General features: G+C 65.8%; 11 protein-coding genes and 1 pseudogene. 1 reads left to right on the top strand and 11 read right to left on the bottom strand.

What is annotated here, in order from left to right; all coding sequences use genetic code 11:
* Positions 1 to 10 precede the first annotated feature (10 nt).
* Positions 11 to 1,015, top strand: coding sequence for an SIS domain-containing protein (locus ACP156_RS18485; protein ID WP_425052827.1), 1,005 nt, complete (start codon positions 11 to 13; stop codon positions 1,013 to 1,015).
* A 74-nt stretch (positions 1,016 to 1,089) separates the two neighbouring features.
* Here the strand turns inward: ACP156_RS18485 and ACP156_RS18480 are convergent, their stop codons facing one another.
* The 11 genes and pseudogenes from ACP156_RS18480 to ACP156_RS18430 form a co-directional block, all read right to left on the bottom strand.
* A complete protein-coding gene (locus ACP156_RS18480) occupies positions 1,090 to 1,848 on the bottom strand; it encodes a 6-phosphogluconolactonase (RefSeq protein ID WP_425052826.1) in 759 nt (252 codons plus the stop codon).
* A 136-nt stretch (positions 1,849 to 1,984) separates the two neighbouring features.
* Positions 1,985 to 2,761, bottom strand: coding sequence for a FadR/GntR family transcriptional regulator (locus tag ACP156_RS18475; protein ID WP_425052861.1), 777 nt, complete (start codon positions 2,759 to 2,761; stop codon positions 1,985 to 1,987).
* 11 nt (positions 2,762 to 2,772) lie between these two features.
* Positions 2,773 to 3,648, bottom strand: a complete 876-nt coding sequence (locus tag ACP156_RS18470) for an ROK family protein (protein ID WP_425052825.1) — start codon at positions 3,646 to 3,648, stop codon at positions 2,773 to 2,775.
* Positions 3,645 to 4,769 (bottom strand): L-tyrosine/L-tryptophan isonitrile synthase family protein, encoded by a 1,125-nt coding sequence (locus ACP156_RS18465; protein WP_425052824.1) that lies wholly within the window; start codon positions 4,767 to 4,769, stop codon positions 3,645 to 3,647. The genes ACP156_RS18470 and ACP156_RS18465 overlap by 4 nt, the downstream gene beginning before the upstream one ends.
* Positions 4,769 to 5,574: pseudogene (locus tag ACP156_RS18460) on the bottom strand (amino acid ABC transporter ATP-binding protein). Before ACP156_RS18460 ends, ACP156_RS18465 begins: the two are co-directional and overlap by 1 nt.
* 11 nt (positions 5,575 to 5,585) lie before the next feature.
* Entirely contained in the window at positions 5,586 to 6,464 is an 879-nt protein-coding gene (locus tag ACP156_RS18455; RefSeq protein ID WP_425052823.1) for an amino acid ABC transporter permease, read from the bottom strand.
* A 13-nt stretch (positions 6,465 to 6,477) separates the two neighbouring features.
* Positions 6,478 to 7,377: an ABC transporter substrate-binding protein gene (locus tag ACP156_RS18450; protein WP_425052822.1), complete on the bottom strand. Its 900-nt coding sequence runs from the start codon at positions 7,375 to 7,377 to the stop codon at positions 6,478 to 6,480.
* Between the two features lie 244 nt (positions 7,378 to 7,621).
* Positions 7,622 to 8,386, bottom strand: coding sequence for a 6-phosphogluconolactonase (locus ACP156_RS18445; RefSeq protein WP_425052821.1), 765 nt, complete (start codon positions 8,384 to 8,386; stop codon positions 7,622 to 7,624).
* A 42-nt stretch (positions 8,387 to 8,428) separates the two neighbouring features.
* The gene (locus tag ACP156_RS18440; protein WP_425052820.1) at positions 8,429 to 9,427 is read right to left on the bottom strand and encodes an ABC transporter ATP-binding protein; all 999 of its coding nucleotides are present in this window, start codon (positions 9,425 to 9,427) and stop codon (positions 8,429 to 8,431) included.
* Complete coding sequence (locus tag ACP156_RS18435; protein ID WP_425052819.1) at positions 9,424 to 11,241, bottom strand: dipeptide/oligopeptide/nickel ABC transporter permease/ATP-binding protein; 1,818 nt, start codon at positions 11,239 to 11,241, stop codon at positions 9,424 to 9,426. The genes ACP156_RS18440 and ACP156_RS18435 overlap by 4 nt, the downstream gene beginning before the upstream one ends.
* The gene (locus ACP156_RS18430) at positions 11,238 to 12,185 is read right to left on the bottom strand and encodes an ABC transporter permease (RefSeq protein ID WP_425052818.1); all 948 of its coding nucleotides are present in this window, start codon (positions 12,183 to 12,185) and stop codon (positions 11,238 to 11,240) included. The genes ACP156_RS18435 and ACP156_RS18430 overlap by 4 nt, the downstream gene beginning before the upstream one ends.
* Between the last annotated feature and the right edge of the window lie 12 nt (positions 12,186 to 12,197).

The raw sequence follows: 12,197 nt of genomic DNA, 5'->3' as shown, positions 1-12,197 counted from the left end.
AGGACCTCCAATGAGCTACCGTTCCACCGTCGCCCGACAACCCGCGGCGCTGCGTGACACCTGCACCGCCATCACAGCCGAGATCGCGGGCAAGGATCTTGCAGCGCTGGACAAGCCCGTCATCGGGATCACCGGGATCGGCGCCAGCTATGCCGCCGCCGTCGTCGGCGCGGGCGAGTTTCAGCGTCAGGGCCGCCGCGCCATCGCGATCCGCGCCTGCGACATCGACGCGGGCCAGAACCTTGCCGACGCGCTGGTCGGCCTGTCGCACCGTGGCCGAAGCGTCGAGACCGTACAGGCGTTCCGCGAGCGTCCGACCGCGACCCGTTTCGCCATCACCAAGGACGACGAAAGCCCGCTGGCCGAGGCGTCCGACATCCACCTGAAGCTGAACAACGGCGACGACGCGACCCCCTCCTCGACCGGCTACACCGCCACCCTGCTGGCGCTTGGCATGGCCATCGAGAAAGCAACCGGCGCGCCCGCGACGGACTGGGCCGGCATTCCGGCGATTGCCGAGGAAACGCTGGCGCTTGCTGCGGCGAAAATGGACCGGCTGGGCAAAATGTTCGAGAACCGCCGCGCGATCGACTGCGTCGGCGCCGGTTCCGCATTCGGCACCGCGGACGAAGCCTCGCTTCTGATCCGTGAAGCCTCGCGCATCCCGGCGGCGGCCTATGACACCCGCCACTATCTGCACGGCCCGATGGAATCCATGGACGCCACCACCGGCGTCGTGGTGTTCGGGGCCGAGCGCGAGATCGCGCTGGCGCAGAACCTCAAGGAAATCGGCTGCCCGGTGCTGCTGGTGACCACCGCTGACGGCATCGAGGACGATGGCGTCCTGACCGTCATCAAGGTGCCGTTTAGCGAGAACCGCGTCGCGCAGGGCATCATCGACATCTTCGTGCCGCAGCTTCTTGCCGCGACACTGTCGGATGCCGCCGGCCTGACGGATACCAAGTTCCGCTACCGCCAGTCCGACACCAAGATCGGCCAGCCCGCCGCGGCCTGACCCGGCGCCTGCCGGTACGCAAAAGGCCCGCCGCGCAGCACGCGGCGGGCCTTCTTCTTTGCGGTGCCGGTGTCTTACGACAGCTTCGCGGCCGCAGGCTTGTTCAGGTACAGCTTGGCATGCGGCTTGGTCTGCATCAGCGATGCCGGGCACATGAAGGTCACCGGGCCCTCGCAGACATCCTTCATGGTGTCCGCCTTGTCGGCCTCGTGCACCAGCGCGATGGTGCGCGGCGTGGCCAGCAGCGAGTGCATGGTCAGCGACAGCCCGTATTTCGGCACCGCGTCGCGGTCGGCGAAGATCCCGGCGCGGTGGACCTGGTCGCGGGTCGTCTCGTCCAGGAACACGACGCGGATCACGTCCTTGGTGTCGAAGTCGGCGGGCGGATCGTTGAACGCAAGGTGGCCGCTGTTGCCGATGCCGACGACGGTCAGGCAGGGCTGCAGATCATTGTAGATCTTGGTGTAGCGCGCCATCTCGGCCTCGAGATCCTCGGCATCGCCCTTCATCGGGAAGAACGCCTTGGGCTTCACGTGGTCCAGCAGGTGCTTGCGCATCCGCGAGGCGCCGCTGGCCGGGTCATCCTCGGCCACGCCAAGATAGGTGTCCACATGCAGCACGGTGATCTTCGACCACTCGATGTCGTCCCGCGCGAGAATGGCGGTGTAGAACGCGTCCTGAGCGGCGCCGAGCGCCATGATGATGCAGATCTCGTCCCTTTCGGCGAGGTTCGCCTTGATGATGGAGGCAAGATCCTCCGCCGCGGCCTCTCCCAGCTCGGGATCGGTGTCGGCGATGAACGTCTCCATCTCTCCGTACTTTCTGACTTCCATCTTTCTTCCTGTCATTCGGCCATCCGGCCAGTGGGCGCCACGCACGACGGCGCAGGCGGATAGGCCCGTGCGCACCGCGTCGTGGCTGGGTCGAACCGGCCGAGACGGCCGGCGGTCGATCTTGGAGTGGGCCGGTCTAGCCGCCCGGCGGTCGGGTCAGGGGCGTCCACCGCATGGCGAAGGCCGCGCTGACCCTGAATTCTTCCTCGAGGTCCACGAAGGTTTCTTCCAGCAGCCGGTCGATCTCGGGGTGATCCCGGTCGCGGATCGCCGCAAGCTGGCGGTTGTGCACGTCGATCATGTGCAGCGCGCTGTCCTCGTCATGGGTCAAGGCACCCCGCAGAGGGTTCAGCTCGCGATAGATGCCGTTCATCGTGCGCAGCAGCACATGGTTTCCGGCGGCATGGGCGATCCGGCGGTGAAACACGCCGTCCGCCCGCATCACCATCGCGGGCTCGTTCCGGTGCTTGTGCATCAGCTCTATCGCGTCCGCCACGCGGTCCAGCTCTTCGGGCCGCGCGTTGTCGGCGGCCATGTGGTAGACGATCGGCTCCAGCATCCGGCGCGCGGCGATCAGTTCGCCGATGTGGTCGACCTCGGACGCGATGTGCCGCCCGAGGATATCCAGCGGCACCATCTCGGACGCAACGAAGATGCCCCCCGACTGGCCCGCCTTCACGGTCAGAACGCCCGTCGTCTCGAGGATGCGCAGCGCCTGCCGCAGCGTGGGGCGGGACACTTCCAGCATCCCAGCCATCTCGGCCTCTTTCGGAAGCCGGTCACCCTCGCCGAGCCCCTGGGCGTCGATCGCCTCGACGATGCGTTCGATGATCGTCTCGAAGGTTCGGTGCACCTTGATCGGAGCGAACACGCGCGGTCCCTGCCCTTCGCTCTGGCCGCGCTTCTCTGTCATCTCCGCCACGCTCATCTCCCCACCTCGTCGGACACGGCGACCAATGTGCCCAGCTCTGCCGCGTGTTTCAACGCGGAGACGGCGATGTCCGCGCGGAAAGCGCTTTCGATCCCCGCATGGTATCGCTTCAGCGCCGCATCCAGGTACTGGTCCGCCGCCCGGCTGATCGACCCGTTCAGAACGATGACCTGCGGGTGGTAGAACCGGCTGATCATCTTCAGCACGTCGCCAAGGTGACGCGCGAAGATGGAGACGATGCGCCCGGCATCCGCGTCTCCTGCTGCGGCGCGCTGGAACACGGTCACGCCGTCCATCGGCTCGCCCGTGACCTGCAGCGCCATCTCACGAAGGCCACGACCGCAAACTGTCCGGTCAAGCGAGCGGAACTCGCCCAGCTCGTCGACATAGACCTCGATCTCCGAAATCAGCCCGGCCCCGTAGACGCCGCGCAGCACGCCATTCGCGTCGTGATAGCCGACGCCGATCCCGGTGCCGATGTTCAGCATCGCGAAGGGACGGTCGATACCGCCCTTCCCGAGATGCGCCTCGGCCAACGTCATCGCGTGGATGTCGTCGTCGACGTGGACCGGCAGCCCGAGCGTCTCGCGCAGGAAATCCTCCAGCGGGAAATCGACCGGCCCGCCCATCAACGAGCTGTAGGCGACATGGCCGCCATCCAGCACGCCGTTCAGCGTCAGCCCCACCCGCGTCGTGCCCGGAGGCGCGGTGGCGCGGATGAGCCGGGCAAGGTCCTCGGCGAACAGCTTCGTCCCGCGCCGCATCAGCGCGGTCGGCACCTTGCCGATCTCCTCGGTCGTGAAGTCTGCGCCGATCCGGCAGAACCCGATCTTGGTCCCGCCGATATCGACGCCCAGCGACAGCGTCATTCGATCACCCGGTACCCGATGGGCGCGGCATCGGTGTCCGCGTCGTACCGCAGCGCCTCGACCTTCCCGAGCGTTCCGACTTCGGCGCGATAGCGGATTTCCCACGACCCGTCCGCCATCTGCACGGGAACGCCGTGGTAAGGCAGGATCTTGGACTGCGTGTTGACCGGCAGCACCGCAAGGTTCTCGGCCTTCGGCGACACCGTCAGCTTCACCGCATTGGGCCGCAGGTCGTGCAGATAGCCGGTGACGTCCCGCAGCGACAGGACCGAGCGGTAGGCGAAGAACTGGCGGTGCGCGACCTTGTCGATGTAGTCGCGCGGATAGCGCAGCGCGCTGTCGGTCTGTGTCAGGTCATACGCCTTGGCCAGCACCTCGCCCTCGTAGTCCAGCGTCGGAACAGAGGTGCGCTGCGCCGCCGTCGTCGTCTCGTAGGCCGCGCGCATCGCCGGGTCGCCCTGCTGCCACAGCTCGCGCAGGCGCTCCTGCTCGTGGATCCATCGCGCCTCGAAGTTCGGGATCTTCTCGCCCATGTCGTCGAGGCTGTGGAAGGTGATCCGCTCGGGATCGACGCCCGACACCTGCATCACGCCCTCGATCCCGTCGCGATAGGCCTGCACCCGCTTGGGCGAAACGCCCTGGCAGCGGCCAAGGATGCCTTCCTCGAGGATCGTCAGCACGCCGCCCGGCGTATAGACCGACGCCACCGCGTCCATCACGGCCTGGAACCGGCGCAGCATCAGCGCTTCGCCGAGATCGGGCGCCGCACGCTCGTTCTTCAGCGGGTTCGGCACCTTGTACGGAAAGGCCATCGCCACGAACTGGATCGGCTTGCCGTCGGCGATGAAGTGGTTGAACTTCTCGATCCACTTGTCGCGGTTCGCCGGAATGAACGAGGGATCACCGAACAGCACGTCGGGCAGTTCGAAGATCGACAGGATGCGTTCTGCCGTCGTGCCATCGGACGCGGGCGTCAGGGTCACATCGTTCGTCGCCAGCAGCGCGCGCAGGCCCGCCGCGTCCAGCGTCGTCTCGGACACCGGCGCCGGGGGCACGTAGGACGTCGGAAGCGCCGAGTTGATATAGATGTACGGGCTCGAAGCGCCTTTTTCGTCTTTCATCACTTGATCCTTGAGAGGAATTCGATTGTGCGGGGATGCTGCGGATTGCGGATCAGTTCTTTCGGAGGTCCGGATTCCGCGACCACCCCTCGTCGATGAAATGCACCGTGTCGCCGACTTCCTCGGCGAAGGCGATTTCGTGGGTCACCACCAGCATGGTCATGCCGTCGCGGGCCAGGTCGGCCATCACCGAAAGCACCTCGCCCACAAGTTCCGGGTCCAGCGCCGAGGTCGGTTCGTCGAACAGGATGACCGAGGGACGCCCGACGATGGCGCGGGCGATGGCGACGCGCTGCTGCTGGCCGCCGGAAAGCTGGCCGGGATAGCTGTCGGCCTTGTGCAGCATGCCGACGCGGTCCAGCGTGGCGCGGCCGCGCTCGTTCGCCTCGGCCCGTCCGACGCCCTGCACCATCCGAAGACCGGCGGTGACGTTGTCGAGCGCGGTCATGTTGGGGAACAGGTTGAAGCGCTGGAAGACCATGCCGATCTCGGCCCGGCGTTTCGCCGTGGTCTTCGGCGACGCCTCCCACCACTTTCCGCGTTTGAACTCGGCCCCGACCATGTAGTCACCAACCCACAGCTCGCCGCCGTCATAGGTCTCCAGCTGGTTCACACAGCGCAGAAGCGTGCTTTTCCCGGACCCGGACGGGCCGATCACGAAGGCGGCCTCGCCCCGGCGCACGGTCAGATCGACCCCTTTCAGAACCTGGGTACTGCCAAAGGACTTCTTCAGCCCGCGAATACGGACCACCTCGTCCGTGCTTGCAGCGCCATCAGATACGGCATCGGTGGCGATATCGGTCATGGTAAGGTCTCTCATTCGCTTGCCGTGGCCTTGGCCTTAGCCCGGGTCTCGTGCGTGATCCCGCGGGCCAGTCGTTGTTCAAGCTTCGCCTGTCCGTAGGACGCGACGGAGACGAGGATCAGGTACCAGAAGGACGCGACCAGCAGCATCTCAACGACATAGAAGGTCTGCGCCGCGATGGACTGGGTGGCTCCCATGATCTCTCGCGTGCCGATCACGTAGACCAGCGAGGTCGCCTTCAGCAGGTCGATGGCGAGGTTGCCGGCGGCGGGCACGATGACACGGATCGCCTGCGGCAGGACGATCCTGGACAGCGCCTTGGTCGGTGTCATCCCGATGGACAGCGCGGCTTCTGTCTGGCCCTTGTCGATTGCGATCAACCCGCCCCGGATCACCTCGCACATGAAGGCGGAGACGTTCAGCAGAAGGCCCAGCAGCGCGGCGGTGGTGGCGCTGATCAGCTCGTTGGTGGGGATCGAGGCGCCGAAGATGCCGATGCGCGGCATGAACAGGCCGAGGTTGAACCAGAACACCACCTGCACCAGCAGCGGCGTTCCGCGGAAGAACCAGATGTAAGCGCCGGAAATCGCTTTCAGAACGACGTTCTCAGAGATCCGCATCGCGGCAAGGATCGTGCCCAGCACGATCGAGCCGGCCAGCGACACGAGCGTCAGCATCAGGGTCATCTTGACCCCGTCCAGAACGGCGGACTGGAACATGTAATCCCAGACCACGTTCCAGCGGATGCGTCCGCTGTTGATGACGACGCTGGCCATCGAGGCGACGACCACCAGTGCCAGCACCGCCATCGCGATGTTCACCAGCCGGGGACCGGGCCTGCGGTGCAACCGCAGGCCCTCCGCCATGGTGTCCGTTGTGAAGGAAGACATGGCGCGCCCCTGATCAGAACAGCGGCGAGTTGAAAGTGAACGTCTCGACCGCGCCGTCGCCGACCGCCCATTCGTCCATAATCGCCTGATAACTGCCGTCTTCCAGCATCGCCTGCATCGCACCGCCCATGGCGGCCATCAGATCGGTGCTTTCCTTCGAGAAGGCGATGCCCTGGTTGGCCGGGGCGAAGCGTTCGACCGGCGACAGTTCAAGCTGGGTCTGGATGCCCTCGGTCGCCTTGGTCAGCGCGTAGTTCGAAACACCGTAGGTGTTCATCGTGGCATCCGCCTGCCCCGAGGCGACGGCAAGATACGGACCGGTCTGGTCGGCGGTTTCCATGATGGTCACCGGCTCATCGCATTCGGTCTCGTTCAGGTCCTCGATGATCGCGGGGAACAGCGAGCCGGTGACGATCGCGACGGTGTGGCCGCACAGATCGGCCATCGTCTCGATGCCCAGCGGGTTGCCCTTGGGAACGATGACGCCCGAGCCTTCCTGCGAGTAGGAGATGAAGTTGACGATCTCTTCGCGAGCCTTGGTGTCCGCCATGGCCGAGAGGTACAGGTCATAGCGGCCCGACTGAACACCCGGAATGCCGGCGGTGAACTGGATGACTTCCCAGTTGACGGTAAGGCCCAGACGCTCGGCCGCCTGGTTCACCAGATCTGCGTCCACGCCCATGACTTCGCCGCTTTCGGCATCGACATAGACCCACGGCGCGTTGCCGTCGGTGGTGGCCACGTTGAGCGTCCCGCGTTCAGCGATTTCGGCAGGCAGATGCTCCATCATGTCGGGCGTTGCCGGCATGTCCTGCGTGATCTCGACGGTCTGAGAAAAGGCAGCGCCAGCGGTCAGGGCCAGCACGGCAGTGGTGGCGGCAAGGCCGCCGAAACGTTTGGTGGTGTTGGTCATGTTGCTCTCCTGTTGGACCTTTATGTCCATAAGCTGGAGTTAAAACTCAAGCCAAATGGAAAACAAGTTGCTATTTAAATATTGTCAGCCGGCGCCAACCGGCCTTGGGATCACATGCGATGAAGTGCATTTATTTATAATTATTCGATGTTTATCACTCGACTCTCACAATCGACATAATGCGCCATTCGGAAGCGCGGCGCGGCGAAAGGCATCCAACCCTCCGCCGCGCGGACACGAATCGTCAGACCGGGTCCAGCAAGGAGGCCGTCTGCGGCCCAAGGTAGAGGGTCGCGCCCTCGGTCTTCGTCAGCAACGAGGCGGGGCACATGATGCTGATCGGTCCTTCGAGCATCCGCTTCACGGCGGGTGCCTTCGGTTCCTCGTGCACAAGTGCCAGAACCCGCTTCGGCTTCAGAAGCGCATGCATGGTCAGCGACAGGCCGTAATGGGGCACGTCATCGGGGTTCTCGAAGAAGCCGCGCTTCTTGATCTGGTTGCGGGTGGTCTCGTCAAGAATGACCGCCTTGATCACCTCGGTCGTGGTGAAGTCCGCAGGCGGGTCGTTGAAGGCAAGGTGGCCGCTTTCACCGATGCCCACCACGGTCAGGCACGGCTTGTGCTCGTCATACAGCTTCGTATAGCGCGCCAGCTCGTCCTCGACCGGTTCGGCGTCGCCCAGCATCGGGTAGAACTCCTTGGGCTTCACGTGATCCAGCAGGTGCTTGCGCATCCGCGACGCGCCGCTTTCGGGGCGTTCGTCGGCCACGCCCATGTAGGTATCGACGTGGAAGACGGTGATCTTCGACCATTCGATGTCGTCACGCGCGATGATCGCGGGGAAAAAGTACGGCTGCGCCGCCCCCAGCGCCATGATGATCGAGATTTCGTCCTTCTCGGCCAGCTCGGCCTTGATCGCTTCGGCCAGCGCCTCGGCCGCTGCGGGGCCGATGTCCTCGTCGGTGTCGTGAATCTGCACGTCTAGCGTGCCGTATGTCCTCTGCTCCACAGGGATCTCCTTTTCTGGTGTCGGAAGGTTCGGGCCGTACCGCTACTCTGCGAAGGCGGCGGGAAACGGGGTGTCCATGACCTCGGGCCGGATACAGGCGGCGCGATGGGCATTGCCCCGCTGCGCCAGCGGCGGCGGCACCTTGGCGCAGGCCTCGATGGCGTGCGGGCACCGGGTGCGGAACACGCAGCCCGAAGGCGGGTTCGCCGGGCTCGGGGGATCGCCCTTCAGCAACATGCGCGCCTTGCGCCGTTCCGGGTCGAAGCTAGGCGCACAGGATATCAGCGCACGGGTGTAGGGGTGTTGCGGCCGGGCGAAGACCTCTGCGGCCGGCCCCTCCTCCATCACGCGGCCCAGATACAGCACGACCACCCGGTCGCAAAGCGAGTGCACCACGGCAAGGTCATGGCTGATGAACAGCAGCGACAGATCAAGGTCGCGCCCGAGGTCGTGCAGGAGCCGCACGATCTGCGCCTGAATCGAAACGTCGAGCGCCGAAACCGGTTCGTCCGCGACGATGAACTCGGGTCCGGTCGACAGCGCGCGTGCAATGGACAGCCGCTGACGCTGGCCGCCCGAGAACTCGTGCGGATACCGTCCCGCCGCCTCGGGCCCCAGCCCCACCTGTTCCAGCAGCGCGTCGACGCGCGCGGGGATCTCGGACGCCGCCACGGTGCCGTGCACCTTCATGCCGTCCGCGATCTGCGCCCCGATGCGGCGGCGCGGATCGAGGCTGGAATACGGGTCCTGGAAGATCAGCTGCATCCGGCGGCGCAGGTCCTTCTGTACCGCACCCTTGCTTTGCGCAACGAAGGCCCCGTCGAACTTCACCTCGCCCCTGGTGGGCGGGATCAGTCCCAGAAGCATCCGGCCGATGGTGCTTTTGCCCGAGCCGCTTTCGCCGACCAGACCGACGGCCTCGCCCCTGCGGATCTCGAGATCGACACCTGCAACCGCGCGGACCGGGCGTCTGCCTGTCAGACGCGAGGCCTTGCCGAACTCCTTGACCAGTCCGTTGGCGGTGAGAAGCGGCGCGGTCATGCGACCTCCTTCCAGCGCAGGCAGCGCGTGCGGCGTTCGTGGCAGACGGTTTCAAGCGTGGGATGGGTCGCACGGCAGGCGTCGGTCGCGTGCGTGCAGCGCGTCGCGAAGACGCAGCCCTCGGGGCGCTCGCCGGGCGTGGGAACGAGACCGGGTATGCCCGTGGGCAAGGCGTCGCCTTCGGGACTGCTGTCCAGAAGTGCACGGGTATAGGGGTGTAGCGGACGCGCGAAGATCTCGGCCGCCGGCCCTTCCTCGACAATCTCGCCCGAATATATCACCGCCACGCGGTCCGCGATCTCGGCCACGACCGGCAGCGAGTGCGAGATGAAGATCAGGGCGAGCCCCTGCTCTTCCTTCAGCCCCTTAAGCAGCTCCAGCACCTGCGCCTGAACGGTCACGTCCAGTGCGGTGGTCGGCTCGTCCGCGATCACCAGCCGTGGCTTGTTGGCGATTGCCATGGCGATCATCACCCGCTGGCGCATCCCGCCGGACATTTCGTGCGGGTAATTCTTCGCGCGGGCGACCGGATCGGGGATGCCGACATGGCGCAACAGATCGACGACCTCGGCGCGGACGGCGGCCCTGCCCATGGGACGATGCGCAAGGATCGCCTCGGCCAGCTGATGACCGACGGTATAGACCGGGTTTAGCGCGCTCAGCGGGTCCTGGAACACCATCGACACCTCGCCGCCCCGCATCCGGCGCAGGTCCTTGTCGGACATCGCCAGCACGTTGCGCCCGTCGATGGTGGCTGTGCCCTCGGCGACACCGATGGCCGGCGGCAGCAGCCCGGCGACGGCAAGGCCGGTCAGCGACTTGCCGGACCCGCTTTCGCCGACGATGGCCAGCGTCTCGGACGGGGCGACGTGAAGGTCGATGCCGCGCACGAGATCGACGGGCTTCTCGCCCGCCAGTTCCAGCCGCAGCCCCTGCACGTCCAGCAACGCACCCTCTTTCGGCGTCACCTTTGCGGGCGTCTTCAGCCCCTTGAGGAACTTGCGCGGCGGGCGGGCAATCTTCTGCGGGTCAAGGATGTCCCGCAGCGCGTCGCAGACCGAGTTGATCGACAGCACGGTGATCACCAGCGCGACGCAGGGCCAGACCAGCAGCATCGGCGCATTGTTCATGACCGAACGCGCGGACGAGATCATCATCCCCCACGACGGCGCCGGCGGCTGAACCCCGAGACCCAGGAACGACAGGCCGGATTCCAGCATGATCGCCGACGAGGCCGTCAGGCTCATCTGCACCAGCAGCGGACCCGCGACGTTCGGCACGATCGTCAACAGCAGGATGCGAACCTTCGAGACGCCAAGCGCGTCCACCGCTTCGACGAAGGCGTTCGAACGGACCATGGCCGTCGAGACCTGCGCAACGCGGACGAAACCGGGAATGTAGACGAAGGTCAGGACCGGGATCAGCGTGCTTAGGCCGGGGCCGAACAGTGTGACGATCATCATCGCGACCAGCAGGTGCGGCAGGCACAGGACCACGTCGGTCGCCCGCATGATGATGGCCGACGACCAGCCGCCGAAGTACCCGGCTATGATCCCCAGCATCCCGCCGATGACGCAGGCGGCCACGGCGGTCGCGGCGGCCACCGCAAGCGAGACGCGTGCGCCCCACAGCAGCCGGGACAGCAGGTCGCGGCCGTATTCGTCGGTGCCCAGCCATTGCTCGGCCGAGATGCCCTGCAACCGGGCGACGATGTTCATCTTGATCGGATCAGCCACCGGCAGCAACGGCGTCGCCAGCGCGATCAGCACGATGGCCCCAAGGGCCACGAAGGGAAGGTAGCGGCGCAAGGTCATGCGTTGCGCATCCTCGGGTCGAGCCAGCCATAGGCGATGTCGACCAGCAGGTTCAGACCCACGAAGATGACCGAGATCACCAGCACGCAGCCCTGCACCATCGGGTAATCGCGCGCGTTCACCGCGTCGATCATCAGGCTGGAGAGGCCGGGATAGTTGAAGACGTATTCCACCAGAACCGCGGACCCGACGAGGATGCCGAGGTTCAGCGCGAAGGCGGCCATGACCGGCATCAGAGCGGTGCGCAGCACGTGGGCGTACAGCACCCGGCGCGGCGTCAGGCCCTTGGCGCGTGCGGTGCGGACATAGTCGCGCTGCATCACCTCAAGGCAGGTAGTCCGTGTCATCCGGAACACCAGCGCGAACAGCGTGACGGACATTGTGAAGGCGGGCATCGCGGCCAGCGCGAAGTGGCGGCCGATGTTTTCAGTGATCGGCACGAAGCCCCCGGTGGGAACCCAGCGCAGAATCGAGGCGAAGACCAGCACCAGAAGCGAGCCGATGACGAAGTTGGGCACGGATTCCGACAGCGCCGACAGCCACAGACCGATCCGGTCAAGCCAACCACCTGCCCGTGTCGCCGCGTACAGGCCGAACGGGCCGCCCATCACCAGCGCCATGACGGCGGCCATCGCCACCAGTTCCAGCGTGCGCGGCAGCCGGCGGGCGATCTGCTCGGCGACCGAGGCGCCGTCCTGCATGGAGACGCCCAGATCCCCCTGCAGCATCGCCGTGATGCTTTGCACGTACTGGGTCAGGATCGGCTGATCGAGTCCCAGTTGCCGCCGCAGACCCGCGGCGGCTTCAGGCGTAACCGCGACGCCCCCCTGCGACAGCAGAACCGTCGCAGGGTCGCCCGGTACGAGACGCAGGCCAAGAAAGACCAGCGTCACGATCAGGAATACCAGGAGGACCGAACTCCCGAACCTCTTCAACAACCACATCGGCAACTCAGT

The organism is Psychromarinibacter sp. S121 (assembly GCF_049801035.1).
In the GTDB taxonomy this organism is placed as follows: domain Bacteria; phylum Pseudomonadota; class Alphaproteobacteria; order Rhodobacterales; family Rhodobacteraceae; genus Psychromarinibacter.
The sequence above is the reverse complement of the archived record's forward strand: the minus strand, read 5'-3'. Positions and strand labels throughout refer to the sequence as shown.